Origin of the sequence: Pseudarthrobacter sp. PS3-L1 (assembly GCF_030063285.1) — a bacterium.
GTDB lineage: Bacteria > Actinomycetota > Actinomycetes > Actinomycetales > Micrococcaceae > Arthrobacter.
This window is the reverse complement of sequence record NZ_JASISU010000004.1, coordinates 46,773-61,661: the sequence shown is the minus strand read 5'-3', so window position 1 is coordinate 61,661 and position 14,889 is coordinate 46,773. Positions and strand designations below refer to the sequence as shown.

General features: G+C 62.7%; 12 protein-coding genes. 6 read left to right on the top strand and 6 right to left on the bottom strand.

What is annotated here, in order from left to right:
• Nucleotides 1-74: 74 nt before the first annotated feature.
• The 3 genes from QMG79_RS11600 to QMG79_RS11590 are packed head-to-tail and all read right to left on the bottom strand — an operon-like array spanning nucleotide 75 to nucleotide 3,282.
• Nucleotides 75-1,175 carry a polyprenyl synthetase family protein gene (locus QMG79_RS11600; RefSeq protein ID WP_283538770.1) on the bottom strand — a complete coding sequence of 367 codons (1,101 nt, stop codon included), beginning with the start codon at nucleotides 1,173-1,175 and terminating at the stop codon, nucleotides 75-77.
• Complete coding sequence (locus tag QMG79_RS11595; protein ID WP_283538769.1) at nucleotides 1,172-2,491, bottom strand: geranylgeranyl reductase family protein; 1,320 nt, start codon at nucleotides 2,489-2,491, stop codon at nucleotides 1,172-1,174. Before QMG79_RS11595 ends, QMG79_RS11600 begins: the two co-directional genes overlap by 4 nt.
• A gap of 5 nt (nucleotides 2,492-2,496) precedes the next feature.
• A complete protein-coding gene (locus QMG79_RS11590) occupies nucleotides 2,497-3,282 on the bottom strand; it encodes a demethylmenaquinone methyltransferase (RefSeq protein ID WP_283538768.1) in 786 nt (261 codons plus the stop codon).
• 87 nt (nucleotides 3,283-3,369) lie between these two features.
• Here QMG79_RS11590 and QMG79_RS11585 point away from each other — a divergent pair, with 87 nt between their 5' ends.
• The 4 genes from QMG79_RS11585 to QMG79_RS11570 all read left to right on the top strand — a co-directional run bounded on the left by QMG79_RS11585 (nucleotide 3,370) and on the right by QMG79_RS11570 (nucleotide 7,630).
• A complete protein-coding gene (locus tag QMG79_RS11585; protein ID WP_283538767.1) occupies nucleotides 3,370-4,701 on the top strand; it encodes an isochorismate synthase in 1,332 nt (443 codons plus the stop codon).
• A gap of 216 nt (nucleotides 4,702-4,917) precedes the next feature.
• Nucleotides 4,918-5,862, top strand: a complete 945-nt coding sequence (locus QMG79_RS11580) for an ABC transporter substrate-binding protein (protein ID WP_283538766.1) — start codon at nucleotides 4,918-4,920, stop codon at nucleotides 5,860-5,862.
• Between the two features lie 71 nt (nucleotides 5,863-5,933).
• A complete protein-coding gene (locus QMG79_RS11575) occupies nucleotides 5,934-6,854 on the top strand; it encodes an amino acid ABC transporter permease (RefSeq protein WP_283539239.1) in 921 nt (306 codons plus the stop codon).
• Nucleotides 6,854-7,630 carry an amino acid ABC transporter ATP-binding protein gene (locus QMG79_RS11570; RefSeq protein WP_283539238.1) on the top strand — a complete coding sequence of 259 codons (777 nt, stop codon included), beginning with the start codon at nucleotides 6,854-6,856 and terminating at the stop codon, nucleotides 7,628-7,630. Before QMG79_RS11575 ends, QMG79_RS11570 begins: the two co-directional genes overlap by 1 nt.
• 96 nt (nucleotides 7,631-7,726) lie before the next feature.
• On the opposite strand, the gene menD is transcribed toward QMG79_RS11570, so the two are convergent.
• From menD to QMG79_RS11555, 3 genes are all read right to left on the bottom strand, one after another.
• On the bottom strand, nucleotides 7,727-9,445 hold the full coding sequence (gene menD, locus QMG79_RS11565) for a 2-succinyl-5-enolpyruvyl-6-hydroxy-3-cyclohexene-1-carboxylic-acid synthase (protein WP_502934735.1): 1,719 nt from the start codon (nucleotides 9,443-9,445) through the stop codon (nucleotides 7,727-7,729).
• Between the two features lie 5 nt (nucleotides 9,446-9,450).
• On the bottom strand, nucleotides 9,451-11,214 hold the full coding sequence (argS, locus tag QMG79_RS11560; RefSeq protein ID WP_283538764.1) for an arginine--tRNA ligase: 1,764 nt from the start codon (nucleotides 11,212-11,214) through the stop codon (nucleotides 9,451-9,453).
• Nucleotides 11,215-11,338: 124 nt separating this feature from the next.
• Nucleotides 11,339-13,429 carry a PhoX family protein gene (locus QMG79_RS11555; RefSeq protein ID WP_283538763.1) on the bottom strand — a complete coding sequence of 697 codons (2,091 nt, stop codon included), beginning with the start codon at nucleotides 13,427-13,429 and terminating at the stop codon, nucleotides 11,339-11,341.
• 209 nt (nucleotides 13,430-13,638) lie between these two features.
• Between QMG79_RS11555 and QMG79_RS11550 the strand changes: the two genes are divergently transcribed.
• Together QMG79_RS11550 and modA are read left to right on the top strand one after the other, a co-directional pair.
• Nucleotides 13,639-14,049 (top strand): TOBE domain-containing protein, encoded by a 411-nt coding sequence (locus QMG79_RS11550; protein WP_283538762.1) that lies wholly within the window; start codon nucleotides 13,639-13,641, stop codon nucleotides 14,047-14,049.
• A complete protein-coding gene (modA, locus tag QMG79_RS11545) occupies nucleotides 14,046-14,879 on the top strand; it encodes a molybdate ABC transporter substrate-binding protein (protein WP_283538761.1) in 834 nt (277 codons plus the stop codon). The genes QMG79_RS11550 and modA overlap by 4 nt, the downstream gene beginning before the upstream one ends.
• Nucleotides 14,880-14,889: the final 10 nt, after the last annotated feature.

Below are 14,889 nucleotides of genomic sequence, written 5' to 3'. Positions count from 1 at the left end.
AAGGCACAGCCAGAACTTTCCAGACACAGAACTGCCCGGCCACCGAAACGACCGGGCAGAGTGCACTGGGACAACTAGCTTGCGCGGTCCACCACAGCTACGGCAAAGCTGGACAGTGAAGCCTTGACCACGCCTTCGGGCAGCGGTTCCAGTGCCGCGATGGCCTGGTCCGACCATTCCCGGGCAATGACCCAGGATTCTGCCGTGACCGCATGGTCCCGCAGCCCGGCAACAGCCTCAGCAAGTGCTTCGTCGGAACTCAGGTCCCCATCGATGAGGGCAAGAAGGTCGACGGCGGTCTGGTCGCCGTCCACGGCAGCCTTACGCAGCAGCAGCACGGGGAGGGTCGGGACGCCCTCGCGAAGGTCCGTGCCGGGAGTCTTCCCCGACTTGACCTTGATGCCCGTGACGTCAATGACGTCGTCGGCAAGTTGGAAGGCAACGCCTACCTTTTCGCCGTATTCGACCATGACGTTCTCGTAGGCATCGTCAGCGCCGGAGAAGATTGCGCCGAGCTGTCCGGATGCGGCCACCAAGGACCCGGTTTTGTCGGCGATGACGGACATGTAGTGCTCCAGCGGATCCTCGTCCGGACGCGGGCCTACAGTTTCGTGGAGCTGGCCAAGGCACAGCCGCTCGAAGGTACGGGCCTGGATTCCCAGCGCCCGGGTACCCAGTTCGGAGACCAGGATCGAGGCACGGGCGAAGAGGAGGTCGCCGGTGAGGATCGCGACGGAGTTGCCCCAGACTTCGTGGGCGGTGGGTGCTCCGCGACGGAACGGCGCAGAGTCCATAACGTCGTCGTGGTACAGGGTTGCCAGGTGCGTGAGTTCAACCACGACGGCGGCCTGCACCACTGCCGGACGCGAGGCGTCACCAAGGTGGGCGCACAGCAGGGTCAGGAGCGGACGGATCCGCTTTCCGCCTGCTTCAACCAGGTGCCGCGACGTCGCATCGACCAGTGGATCGGAGTTGGCGATGGCCTCGCGGAGCTTCTTTTCCACCTTGGCGAGGTTGTTGGTCAGGGCAGGGCCCAACTCGTCGTCACCGGCGATGGCCGCAAAGCCAGCCGGTAACTGCAACCCGGTGGCAATAGCCGTGGTGTTGAGGTCTGGTTCAGCATTCGGCAGGCCGTGCCCGGCGTGCGTCCAGCTTTGATCTGCGGAGTTGGTCACGGGTTAACCCTAACTTTATGTTGCGAAGACGTGTCCGCCGGCCCGTTGGACGTGGCCGGGACCAGAGATTCCAGAACGCGGATGACCCGGTCTTCGAAGCCCTTGGCAGCAGGATCGGTGAGGTTTGCCATCAGGCGCACCACGAATTTCATCAGCAGCGGGATCGGCATGCCGGTCCGCAGCGCAAGCTTCATGATGGACGGCTTGCCGATCAGCACGGCAAACGCGCGGCCCAGGGTGAAGTGTGAGCCCCACTGGTCCCGGACGTAATCGGCGTACCGCGACAGGTGCGCGTCGACGTTGTATGACGGCGTCGCGGTGCGCCGGGCAGCTGCATCAATGATGAACTCCGCCGCGTAGCGGGCCGATTCCATGGCGTAGGAAATTCCCTCACCATTAAAAGGGGAAACCATGCCGCCGGAATCGCCCAGCAGCATAAGCCCGGGTGAATAGTGCGGCGTCCTGTTGAAGCCCATGGGCAGCGCGGCACCGCGGATCTCGCCCACCTGGTTTTCAGGAGTGAAACCCCACTCGGATGGCATCCCTGCTGTCCACTCGCGCAGCACCTGCCGGTAGTCGATCTTGCCGAACTCCTTTGAGGAGTTCAGGATTCCGAGGCCCACGTTGGACGTGCCATCTCCCACGCCGAAGACCCAGCCGTAGCCTGGCAGCAGTTTCCCGTTCTTGCCGGGAAGTTCCAGCCAGCCTTCCATCCAGTCGTCGTTGGTGCGCGGGGAAGTGAAGTACGTGCGGACTGCCACACCCAGGGGCCTGTCGTCCCGCTTCGCAAGCCCGGCGGATACGGCTGTTCGCGTGGAGTTCCCGTCAGCTGCGAGAACGACGTCGGCGCTGAAGTCGAGCGTCTCGCCGGTCTTTCGACCGGACTCATCCAGGATTGCCACGCGGACTCCGGTCACCCGGCCGGCGTCGTCCCGCAGGGTCTCTGTGACGTTATGGCGTTCCAGGACCTTGGCGCCGGCAGCCCGTGCGTGCAGCGCGAGTTCCTCGTCGAAGCCGAGCCGCGTACGAATCAGGCCGTAGTCGGGGAAATCAGAGACTTCGGGCCAAGGCAGTTCGATGGTGCGGCCGCCAGCAATGAGACGAAGCCCCTTGTTGCGTCGCCAGCCGTCATTCTCCGGGTGCGGCAGCCCGAGCTTCTGGATCTCGCGAACGGCCCGGGGGGTGAGGCCGTCGCCGCAGACTTTCTCGCGGGGGAAGCTGGTTTTTTCCAGGACCGTGACGTCCAGCCCTGCGCGGGCCAGGTAGTAGGCGGCGGTCGAACCGGAAGGACCGGCACCAACGATGAGTACTTTCATGCGCGTCAGCTGGTGGCCCGCGGAAGGTTGCGGCGCAGTTTTGCCACCGGTCCCTTGTTCGCGGCCATGGCGGCAGCTCCGCCGTCGGGCGTGGAATTTTCGGATTTGAAGGCTCGGTGGATGGCCACAATGCCACCAGTGAGGTTCCGGTAGGTGACTTTTTCCCAACCCGCCTCTTCCAGCCATGCGGCCAGGTGGTCCTGATCAGGCCACGCACGGATGGACTCCGCAAGGTAAACGTATGCATCCGGGTTGGACGCTACCTTGACGGCGATGGCGGGCAAGGCTCGCATGAGGTACTCGGTGTACATGGTGCGCCACAGCGGGACCACGGGCTGCGAGAATTCAGCAATCACCAGGGTGCCGCCGGGCTTGGTCACACGCAACATTTCCGCGAGTGCTTTTTTCGGCTCATTGACGTTGCGCAGGCCGAAGGAGATGGTGCTCGCGTCAAAGGAATTGTCCGCGAACGGCAGCCGGGTAGCGTCGCCGGCAATGAAGTTGATGTCAGGACGGCGGCGCTTTCCGACCTTGAGCATGCCAAGCGAGAAGTCACAGGCCACCACGTCGATTCCGGCGTCGGCATAGGGTTCGCTGGACGTCCCAGTCCCGGCGGCCAGATCCAGTACCCGCTGGCCGGGGACCGCATCAACAGCGTCCACCACGATTTTGCGCCACCTGCGCGTCTGCCCCATGGACAGGACATCGTTGACGACGTCGTATTTAGGCGCGACGTCGTCAAACATCGTTGCTACTTCGTCCGGACGCTTTTCCAAGGATGCTCGGTTCACCTCTTTATTGTCTCAAACCTTCGGGGCCAGCGTGACCATTTTTGCCCGGCCTGCACCCCCTCTGCGCGGGAGTAAAGTTGTCTCATCATGACGAGCACGTTCCGCACCCTCACAGTCCCCCTGGAGGGCACCTCATTTCCCGCGGGACTGCCGGCACTGCTGGTCCGCGATGACGTCCTCTGCTGGACACGCCGCGAGGCAGGCCTGGTGGGTTTCGGCGAGATCACCCGCTTCACGGCCACGGGCCCGGATCGCTTCCTGGAAGCAGATATTTGGTGGCGGCACCTGGTCCTCGAGGCAGATGTCACCGACTCTGTTCAGCTTCCCGGGACCGGCCCGCTGGCTTTCGGCTCGTTCGCCTTCTCCAAGACCTCCGCCCATAAATCCCGGTTGATTGTTCCGGAAGTCGTTGTGGGCGTCCGGGACGGCCGCAGCTGGCTCACGCAGATGACAGCCGACGACGTCGAACTCACCGAGGCCGGAGCCCTCGCGGCCCTGGCGCGGTGGCTGGAGCCCGGGACCACGCAGGGGGCACCCGCCGGAGTCGCGGCTGCAGCTGCCGCTGGCAAAGTCGCCTCCCTAGCCTCCGGATCACTTTCCGAGGAGGCCTGGATGGCCGCAGTGCGGAGCGGTGTGGAGCACATCAGTACCGGGGAGCTGGAGAAGCTCGTTCTGGCACGGGACGTGGTGGCCACGCTCCCTGCTGGTGTCAACGCCGCCGTCGTCCTGCGCGAACTAGCGCTGCGCTACCGCGAATGCTGGACCTACGGCGTGGATGGCTTGGTGGGCGCTACGCCGGAGATGCTGATCCAGGTTGAGGGGCGTACGGCCCAGGCCCGCGTCCTGGCAGGAACTCTGGACCGGAAGAACGCTGTCGAGGAAGATGGCGGTCCCATGGCTTATGCCGAACGCGTGCTGGCTGGCTCGGAGAAGCAGCGCCACGAACATCAGATCGCCATCGAATCCCTCACCCGACGCCTGGCCCCGTTTTCCGAGGCCATGAACGCCCATGACGAGCCTTTCATCCTGGAGCTGCCCAACGTCTGGCACCTGGCATCCGATGTTAAGGCCGAGCTCGCCGAGGTGGAGGGACACGTTCCTTCCAGCCTTGCCCTTATCAACGCCCTGCACCCCACCGCCGCCGTCTGTGGCACCCCCACAGAGGTGGCTGGTGCGCTCATCCGGGAGCTGGAGCACCTGGATCGCGGGCCGTATGCCGGCCCGGTTGGCTGGCTGGATGCTGCAGGTAACGGCGAATGGGGCATCGCACTGCGCGGTGCCGTCGTCGAGTCCCCCACCACGGTGCGGCTGTATGCAGGCTGTGGGATAGTCGAGGGCTCCGTGCCGGAAACCGAGTTGGCAGAAACTTGGGCCAAGTTCCGCCCGATGCTGGAGTCGCTGGGCATCCCCACCAAGTAGCTCCACGTGGTGTTTTGGAGCCCCACAACGACAGTTGGTGCCCTCTAGCTGAGGAAGGGTCTGGGATACCGGACTGAACTCTGTTTTTGGGCCTTGAACTTCTGCTGAAATAGTTATCCCATAGTGAAAATTCGTTTCCTGTGATGCACATCTCACAGACGGGCTACACTAAAAACCGACTCCGTTCCGCACTCGACGCAGCAAGAGGTAAGAAATATGCAGCCCAATTCCCTGGCCCCGGCCAAACTCGCCGCGAAGGCAGCAGCACTCCTGGCCGTCGGCGCCTTGGCCCTCACCGCCTGCACCAATGCTTCGGAGACGGGCACCTCCGGAGCACCCGCCGCATCAGGCAACGCAAGTTTCGACCCCTCGACCGTCCAGAAGGATGACGCGCTGGCAGGCATGGTCCCTGAAGCGATCAAGTCCAAAGGCACCATCACAGTCGGATCAGACACCAGCTACGCGCCGGCCGAATATCTCGCATCAGACGGCCAGACTCCCATTGGCTACGATGTGGATATTGCCAAGGCCATCGGTGCTACCCTCGGCCTGAAAGTCGAAGTTCAGACATCTGAATTCACCGGGATCCTCCCGGCCCTCGGGCCAAAATACGATCTTGGCATCTCGTCCTTCACCATTAATCCTGAACGCCTCGGCGCAGTGAACATGGTCAGCTACTTCAATGCAGGGACAGCCTTTGCTGTCCAAAAGGGAAACCCGAAGAGTTTTTCACTCGACAATGTCTGCGGAACCTCGATTGGCGTCCAGACGGGAACTGTCCAGGAAAATCCCGACCTCTCGGACCGCAGCGCCAAGTGCGCCGCCGAAGGCAAGGAACCAATCGACATTGTCACGCTCAAAAACCAGACTGATGTGACCACACGCCTGGTCAACGGCAGCATCGATGCCATGGCCGCCGACTCCCCCATCATTGGTTACGCACTGACACAGACAAACGGAGAACTTGAGAAGCTGGGCGACGTCTACGACTCAGCACCCCAGGGCATCGCCATTGCTAAGTCTGACACTGCTTGGGCCGACCTCATCCAGAAGACCCTCACCAAGCTCATGGACGACGGTTCCTATACCAAGATCCTCGAAGGGTGGGGCAATGCCGAAGGTGCCCTGGACAAGTCCGAAGTAAATCCGGCTGCGTCTTGAGTCACCAAGCCACTGCTCCAGGGCACGGCGGCGGTCCGGGAACGGACCAAAAGACCACCGACGCTCCAGTCCTGAACAAAGCAGTCCCTGTTCGCCACCCCGGCAGGTGGCTGAGCGCGATCATCATCATCGGCGCGCTAGCCGCCCTGGTTCAAAGCATGCTCACCAACACCAATTTCCGCTGGGATGTTGTGGGCACCTACATCCTGGACGTCAAGGTGGTCCAGGGAGTGGGCTGGACGTTGTTGCTGACCGTCATTTCGATGGTCCTCGCGATTGTCCTGGCTATCCTTCTGGCGTTCATGCGCCAGTCCGAAAACCCCGTCCTTCGTTGGTCAGCGTGGGGATGGGTCTGGTTTTTCCGCGGCACACCGATCTACACCCAATTGGTGTTTTGGGGCTTGGTGTCAGTGCTCTATCCCAAGATCGCCGCCGGAGTTCCGTTCGGCCCGGAGTTCTTCAGCTTTGATACCAGCACCGTCATCACTGCTACCGTCGCAGCCATTTTGGGTTTGGGCCTGAATGAATCTGCCTACCTGGCAGAAATCTTCCGGGCTGGACTCAAGTCCGTTGACAAGGGCCAGATGGAAGCTGCTGAGGCCCTTGGCATGGGCAAGACCAAGATCATGTGGCGGATCATCCTGCCGCAGGCCATGCGGATCATTGTGCCTCCCACAGGCAACGAAACCATTAGCATGCTAAAAACCACGTCACTGGTGCTGGCCGTTCCCTTTACCTTGGACCTGACGTTCGCCACCAACGCTTTGGCGAACCGGACGTACTTGCCGGTGCCCCTGCTGATTGTTGCAGCCAGTTGGTACCTGCTTATTACCAGTATTTTGATGGTGGGCCAGTACTACGTGGAGGCGTACTACGGCAAGGGAGTGGACAACTTGGCGCCAGCACCAATGAATCCAGCTGCGGCGAAGGCCGCCGTAGCGCGCACCCAGAGCACCGAGGCCGCACCCCGTTCGCCCGAAGAGAGTTCATGATGACCGTCACCACAGAGGAACCGCTCGTCAAGATCGAGGGGCTCCATAAATTCTTCGGGCAACATCACGTATTGCGCGGCATCGACCTGAGCATCAAGTCCGGTGAGGTATCGGTGGTGATCGGTCCGTCGGGTTCCGGGAAGTCCACCATGCTGCGCTGCGTGAACCTCCTGGAGACGATCAGCGCAGGCCGCATCTCCGTGGACGGAAAGCTGATTGGCTATCGCGAGATCGACGGGAAGCTGCACGATCTCAAGACAAAAGAAATTGCAGCGCAGCGCCGGGATATTGGCATGGTCTTCCAGCGCTTCAACCTGTTCGCCCATAAAACCGCCCTGCAGAACGTCATGGAAGCACCTGTCCAGGTCCGCGGCCAGTCCAAGGCCGCTGCCCGCACCCGAGCAATGGAACTCCTGGATCGCGTGGGACTGGCGGATCGTTCGGGGCACTATCCGTCGCAGCTTTCGGGTGGTCAGCAGCAACGTGTTGCCATTGCCCGCGCCCTGGCGATGGACCCGGCGCTGATGCTGTTCGACGAACCCACTTCTGCGCTGGACCCAGAACTGGTGGGCGATGTCCTCAACGTCATGAAGGACCTGGCAACCTCAGGCATGACCATGATTGTGGTGACACATGAGATTGGCTTTGCACGGGAAGTAGGTGACCGGCTGACATTTATGGATGCCGGCGTTGTCGTAGAGTCCGGCGATCCTCGGGAAATGATCGCTCATCCGCAGGAGCTTCGGACACAGGAGTTCCTGAGCCGAGTCCTCTAACGGCCGCCCGATGTCGCTGCACGTAAATTCTTGTGCACCAGGAAACCCTCTCGGGTCAGCCTGTATGCGCAGCGACATCGAGTGGAGTTCGTCAGCCTACGTGGCCAGGACTCCCGTTACTGCGGTTGTGACGGCTGCCTGGATGCGCTCGTGCAGTTCACGGAGCTCCAGCCGGTCAGTGCGTAGTTCGATGATGCTCCGCCCGGTTGGGCGCTGGGTCAACGCATCGGATAGCGCTTCGACGGTGCGCACCACGCTATGGCCCACGCCGTACGCCGCCGCGATCGCTGCGAGGTCCACAGTATGTGGGGTGTTAAAAAGCTGCTCTACGGTGTTCCCGTAGGTCTTGGTGGCAGCAATCTCGCCATGTTCCAGGAGCGAGAAGATCGCCCCTCCACCATCATTGAGCACCACGATCTGCAGCAAGGGGTCGAATTCTCCGAAGCCCTGGAACAGGCCACCGACGTCATGCAGGAAGGTGATGTCGCCAAGGAAAAGCGTGGTCTGTTGGCGCCCGCCGATGGCCAGGCCGGTAGCCGTGGAGATGGTCCCGTCGATTCCCGCGAGCCCGCGGTTCGCATACACGGTTGCGGCAGGACCCGGCAGGGGCACTCCTGCCAGGTCGACGTCGCGGATACCGTTGGAGGAGCCAAGCATTAGCTGTCCACGGGCATGTTTCCAGACCGCGGCAGCCGCAGCGGGCCCCGTGATCATCTGCTCGCCTGAGAGTGTCTCTTCCAGGGCGTTCTGCGCCGCAGCTCCCGCCAGCAACCAGGAATCCAGCCATTCTGCGGAGCCGCGCCCAGCGAAGTCTGCCAGGTCCTCAAGGGACTCAAGGACCAGTTCCGTCCTTCGGCCCGGCTCAAACCACGCAACGGGAATGGGTTTGTAGAGCGCAGATGGAATATCCGCACGCGCAAGCAGCGCAGCCACAGGCCTTGAGAGGGTGGGCCGGCCGAAAAGCACCACACGCTCAATAGGTTGCGCCGCGTCGATCCCAAAGTGGGACAGGACCAGCCGGTAGGGCCCCACCGCATTGGGCCCAAAGCGTGCGTTGGAGGACGGTTCGGCCAGCAGAGGCAGGGAGTGCGCCCGGGCAAAAGCCTCGGCAACGGGACCGGCATCGTGCCCTGCTAGGACCACGGTGCGCCGCACCGGAAGCGAGGTATTCGCCGGAGCGAGGTCCATGGCCATCGCTGGGACGTCCACGTGGTATTTCTGAGGCACCGAACCGGCAGGAAGAGAATCGCCTGCGGCTGGAACCAGCGGATCGCGAAACGCGAGGTTCAGCTGCACCGGACCCGGCGCAACGCCGTCGAACGCCCCTGTGGCAGCCGACAGTGCGGTACCCACGGCGCGGGCCGGATCGCTCCCTGCGGGAACGTCAACAGCGAACCGCACGTGCTCGCCAAACAGGTCCGGCTGGATGGTGGTCTGGTTGGCACCGGTCCCCCGCAGTTCATCCGGCCGGTCCGCTGAGAGAACAACTACAGGCACTGCAGCGTGGTTGGCTTCCATGACGGCCGGCAGCAAATTGCCGACGGCGGTCCCGGACGTTGTCAGCACGCCAACGGGTGAGCCGGTTGCCAAGGCGATCCCCAGGGCTGTGAAGCCGGCGGACCGCTCATCAATCCGGACCCACAGCTGGACCTGGCCAGTGGCGCCAGCCTCCGCCAGGGCGTAGGCCATGGGCGCGGACCGTGAGCCCGGTGAAACCACAACGTGGCTCACCCCGCCACTGAGCAGCGAAGACACTACGGCTCGGGCGGAAGTCATTGCATCCAGCGGAGCCTCAGGGATTCCGGATGTATCCATCCCGCTCACATGTTCTCCGGCGTCTCGATGCCCAGCAGGGACAGCCCGGCAACGAGCCGGTCCAGAACAATCGAACACAGCTCCAGCCGGGATTCACGGACGGGCCCGTCTGCCTTGAGTACCGGGCACTGGTCGTAGAACGCCGTGAATAGTTGGGCCAGCTCAAACAGGTACGTGCAGAGCCGGTGCGGTTCGAGTGTTTCCGCCACCTTATGCACGGTGGCGGAATAGTCCAGGAGATGCAGCGCCAGGGCTCGTTCGGCAGGTTCGACGACGGCGATCCCGGCGGTGGAGCGCGATGCACCACCGAAAGGAACGGGCAGCGCAACCGTTTCACCCGCGGCCTGCGCCTTGCGGAGGATGGAGCGGATCCGGGCTGCTGCATATTGCAGGTACGGGCCCGTGTTTCCGCTCAAGGCCAGCATGCGGTCAAAGTCAAAAACGTACTCGGTGTCATGACCCACGGAGAGGTCTGCGTATTTCACGGCACCAATGCCGACCTGGCGCGCCACGGCAGTGCGTTCGGACACGGCGAGGTCGGGCCGGTTCGCGTCGATCACAGCCTGGGCCCGCTCCACGGCTTCGTCCAGCAGAGCCATCAGTTTGACGGGGGTACCGGCCCGGGACTTGAGGATTTTTCCGTCCTCGCCCAGGACGTTGCCAATCTGCACGTGGGTGACCTCAACGCTGTCAGGCAACCATCCGGCGTCGCGGGCGGTGGCCCAGACCATCCGGAAATGCATGTTCTGGGGAGCACCCACCACGTAGAGCACGCGGTCAGCAGCAAGATCTTGCACGCGATACCTGATGGTCGCAAGGTCGGTGGTGCCGTAGCCGTAACCGCCGTCCGACTTGCGAATGATCAGTGGCAGTGGGTCGTCGTCCCGGCCTGTGAAACCAGCCGGGAAGGAGCACAGGGCACCCTCGCTGATCCGGGCAATTCCGCGGCCTTCCAGTTCCTGGCAGATCTGGGCCAGGTGCGGATCGTAGGAGCTCTCCCCTGCCAGGTGCTCATCCAGGAGCGAGACCCCTAGGACGCCGTAGATCGCATTGAAGTAGTGCTTGGAGTGCTCCACGAGGCGGCTCCACACCGCCAACGTTTCCGGATCCCCGGACTGCAGCGACACCACGCGCAGCCGCGAGCGCGTGGCAAAGTCCTCACCGGCGTCGAACTTTCCTCGTGCTGCCTGATAGAAGGCACTGGGGTCCGCTTCCAGGAGCGCAGCTTCTGGGGAGTCGTCACCCACCTCCAGCAGGTGCTCAATGAGCATGCCGAAAGGAGTTCCCCAGTCACCAATGTGGTTCTGCCGAATGACCGTGTGCCCTACGGATTCCAGGACGCGGACCAGGCTGTCACCCACCACTGTGGTGCGCAGGTGGCCCACATGCATTTCCTTGGCCACGTTGGGTGAAGAGTAATCGACCACAACACGCTGGGAGGGTACTGCGTGGGATCCCGGCTCCCCGCAGGCCATCCGGTTCAGCCGTTCCTCGATCCAGGCACCGTCAAAGGTGAGGTTGATGAACCCGGGTCCGGAAATTTCGGCGTCGTTGCATAGACCGTCCAAATCCAGTTCGGCAACGATCTTTGCGGCAACATCCCTCGGTGGCAGGCCTACTTTCTTGGCGAGGGCCATGGCCGCATTGATCTGCACGTCAGCGAACTGCGAGGGCCGGATCACCGGGTCCGTGTGGAGGTATTCCGCACCAAACGCCTGTGCGATTGCTGCCTGGACTCGGGGACCCACTGTTGCTGCCGGATTATTCACTCCCCCAAATTATCAGCCCTGGGTCGCGGCTGGCGGCAATCGAAGGTCCGGCTGCGGAATCCGCTGTTGTCAGCAGGGGCTGGCGGGCATACAGCGTACGCCCGCCAGCCGCACCCCCGAATGGTCAGCTTCGGTAGACCTGCACAATTGAAGGCCGCGGGATCCTCGCCTGGCCAGGCTTTGGCGTTGACCCGGCCTGAACATAGTCGGGGAAAAAGGAGTTCTGCGCAGCGAAGCTGCCGTCCTCACCCGGATGCTGCACCGCCACAAACACGCTACGCTCCTCATCGTGGACAATGGGCCCACAGGTTTCGGCATCACGCGGGACGGCAAGGAACTGTTCCACCCTGCCACGTTCTTTCCCGTCCAGCGTCACCTTGAAAAGCCCGTCGGCGTAACCAATGGACGACGGCGCCCCATCGGTTGAGATCCAGAGGTTACCCACGGAGTCGAAGGCCAGGTTGTCCGGGCAGGAGATTGGCGAGACCTTATCCACCGGGAAGCCCGAGAAGTAGGCAGAGGGGTTTTTCGCAGGATCGCCCGCTACCAGCAGCAGGTTCCAGGCAAAGCGTGTTCCGCCCTGGCCGCGCGTCTCAGTAATTTCCACGATGTGCCCATCCCGGTTTTCGGTCCGCGGGTTAGGCTCGGTAGCGCCTTCCTTGCCGGCCTTGCCCCGGTCCGAGTTGTTGGTGCAGGCAACGTAGATCTTGCCGGTGGTCAGGCTGGGCTGGACGTCCTCACACCTGTCCATCTTGGTGGGCGCCACAGTGTCCGCAGCCAGCCGCGTATAGGTGAGGACCTGGGCTACTGACATTCCTGGAACAGCTGACGTGCCATCAACCACCAGGGGCAGCCATTCACCGCTGCCGTCGAAGGCTCCATCCGAAGGCAGGGCGCCGGTGCCGGTAATTTCGGCAGCCGGGGAATCTCCAGTAAACCGGGCCACGTAGAGGTTACCCTCGGAGAGCAGGTTCATGTTGTTGCGGCGGGCCTCACGGGAGTCCCCGGACCTGTACGTGCCAGCGGAGACAAACTTGTAGAGGTAATCGAACCGCTCGTCGTCGCCCATGTAGGCAACCACGTGGCCATCGCGCCCTACGATGACGTTGGCGCCCTCGTGCTTGAAGCGGCCCATGGCGGAGTGCTTGCGCGGTGTGGACTGCGGATCAAAAGGATCTACCTCCACAATCCAGCCAAAGCGGTTGGTCTCGTTCGCGTACCCGGGGTTGCGGGTATCAAAGCGTGGTTCGTCCTGTTCCCAGCCTCGCGCGGTGGGCTTGCTGGTCAGGCCGTACCTCTTGTCTTCGGCGCTGGTCCCTGCCGTGACGAAGTACCCGTTGAAGTTTTCCTCGCCGGAGAGCACTGTTCCCCACGGTGTGGTCCCCCCGGAGCAGTTACCCAGGGTCCCCCTGATAGATCGTCCAGCAGGATCGTCAAGGGTTTTTACCAGGTCCGTACCGGCAACCGGCCCGGTGAGTTCGTAGGTGGTGTCGGTCAGGAACCGACGGTTGTTTGCCGCGCCCTGTACGTAGTTCCAGGGTTTGTTCTTGTTCTTCCGTTCGAGTTCCACCACAGCGAGCCCGTGTGCTGCGCGGCCTATTGCGCGCCCTTCTGCGGGATCGAATCCCGCGGGCAGCATGATGTTCTCGTTGGTGTATTCATGGTTGGTGAACAGCACGGCGCGCTTGTCCTTGCCGCCAGGCATGGGCAGGATATCCGTGTAGTCGTTGTTGTACCCGAACTGCCGCGCCTGGGCGGCGGCACTCTGCCGCGTCACGTCGAAGGCTGGCGAATCGGCGAACAGCGGGTCGCCCCAGCGGATAATCGGCTGCCAGGTGAAGCCCTTCGGAACGGTGAGGGCGTCGACGTCGGCCGCCACCGGGGCAATGGCGTCGAACTTCAGCTTGGAGTTCTTGAACCCCTTCCGCGCAGCATCGGAGAGTCCCTGTCCGCTGTCGGCCGCTGCGGGTTGTGCGCCGGTGATGGAGGTACCGAGCACGACGGCGGCAGCACCCACGGCACCGAGTCCAAGGACGGCGCGGCGGGACATCGCAGTGGCGGCAACGTCGCGGAAATAGCCGTTGGCGCTGGTGTTGCACACCTCCCCGGAGCAGGCATTGTCACACTTCAGTGCGCACGTGACGGGGCTGCGTTTGCCCTTGGTATGGCCAAGCATGGGCAGTAGCGTGCGGGTGCCATCTGGAGTTGCAGACATGGATGAAGCCTTCCGAGTCGGTGAGCCTACGAGTGGGCCCACTGTTGCACTGGGAATCAACACCGGGACCACCTGTGGGTTACGCCCCGGTGAACCTTCTCCCTGGACGGGCAGTGGAATTGTCCGCAAAATCTATCTAAAACGACAGAAAGTGACGTTTTTGCGGATAAATATAGGCAAATAAGCCGCATATAGGGGATTATGAGGGGATGTCAACAATTCGTATCTCCGAAGCAGCGCGCTTTCTCGGTGTCAGCGATGACACCGTCCGCCGGTGGACTGATAACGGAACACTCACACCGAGCAAAGATGCCTCGGGACGGCTGGTCGTGGACGGCCTCGAACTGGCACAGGTTGCCAGGGAGCAAGCCCAGTTACCGGATGATCCCACCAAGGTGGGACGCTCGGCCCGTAACCGTTTTGTCGGCCTGGTAACCGGCATCACCATGGACACCGTCATGGCCCAGGTGGAACTGCAGTGCGGACCGTTCCGGGTGGTGTCCCTCATGAGCAGCGAAGCCGTGCGCGAGATGGGACTGGAGCTTGGTTCGGTGGCCACCGCAGTGGTCAAGGCCACCACTGTCATCATTGAGACTCCGCAGGGAAAGGGCACCGCATGAATACTCTCGCCACCACCCGGTCCAGGGTGCATGCTGGCAGGCGGCCAGCGGCAGCTCTTCTGGCCGGCTGCGCCCTGGTGGCCGGCCTGGCAGGCTGTGCCGCAGGAACTCCGGCCGATGCCACGGCGGCCGCATCCGGGGAAGCACCCGACCTGGCGGGAACCGTGACTGTTTTCGCCGCAGCCTCCCTGAAATCCTCGTTCACCGCCATCGCCAGCGAGTTTGAGGCCGCCCATCCGGGAACCACAGTAGCGCTGAGCTTTGCCGGCTCTTCTGACCTGGTCACCCAGATCACCGCCGGAGCCCCGGCGGATGTGTTTGCCTCGGCAGACACCACGAACATGGCCAAGCTCAAGGATGCCAACCTCCTTGCGGGCGAGCCGGCAAACTTCGCCACCAATGTCCTTCAAATTGCCGTTCCACCATCCAATCCAGCGAACATCGGTACTTTCGCGGATCTTGCCACGCCCGGCGTGAAGCTGGTGGTCTGCGCACCGCAGGTACCGTGCGGATCAGCCACGGAAAAAGTAGAAGCAGCCGCGGGGACCACTTTGGCCCCGGTCAGCGAGGAATCCTCTGTCACTGATGTCCTGGGCAAGGTCACCTCTGGTGAGGCCGACGCTGGCCTGGTCTACGTCACGGACGTCAGGACTGCCGGGGACAAGGTCAGGGGAATTGCCTTCCCGGAGTCCAGCAATGCGGTCAACACCTACCCAATCGGCACTGTCAGGGGCAGCCGTCATGCTGATCTCGCCACCGCGTTCGTCAGCATGGTCACGGGTGCGAAGGGCAAGGAAGTGCTGGCCGACGCCGGGTTTGGCACCCCATAGCGGCGGGCAA

What these genes read in the sequence shown, in the direction of transcription:
- QMG79_RS11595 (WP_283538769.1), bottom strand. Translation starts at nt 2,491, where the DNA reads ATGAAAGTACTCATCGTTGGTGCCGGTCCTTCCGGTTCGACCGCCGCC.
- QMG79_RS11550 (WP_283538762.1), top strand. Translation starts at nt 13,639, where the DNA reads ATGTCAACAATTCGTATCTCCGAAGCAGCGCGCTTTCTCGGTGTCAGC.
- QMG79_RS11580 (WP_283538766.1), top strand. Translation starts at nt 4,918, where the DNA reads ATGCAGCCCAATTCCCTGGCCCCGGCCAAACTCGCCGCGAAGGCAGCA.
- QMG79_RS11555 (WP_283538763.1), bottom strand. Translation starts at nt 13,429, where the DNA reads ATGTCTGCAACTCCAGATGGCACCCGCACGCTACTGCCCATGCTTGGC.
- QMG79_RS11570 (WP_283539238.1), top strand. Translation starts at nt 6,854, where the DNA reads ATGACCGTCACCACAGAGGAACCGCTCGTCAAGATCGAGGGGCTCCAT.
- modA (WP_283538761.1), top strand. Translation starts at nt 14,046, where the DNA reads ATGAATACTCTCGCCACCACCCGGTCCAGGGTGCATGCTGGCAGGCGG.
- QMG79_RS11585 (WP_283538767.1), top strand. Translation starts at nt 3,370, where the DNA reads ATGACGAGCACGTTCCGCACCCTCACAGTCCCCCTGGAGGGCACCTCA.
- menD (WP_502934735.1), bottom strand. Translation starts at nt 9,445, where the DNA reads ATGGATACATCCGGAATCCCTGAGGCTCCGCTGGATGCAATGACTTCC.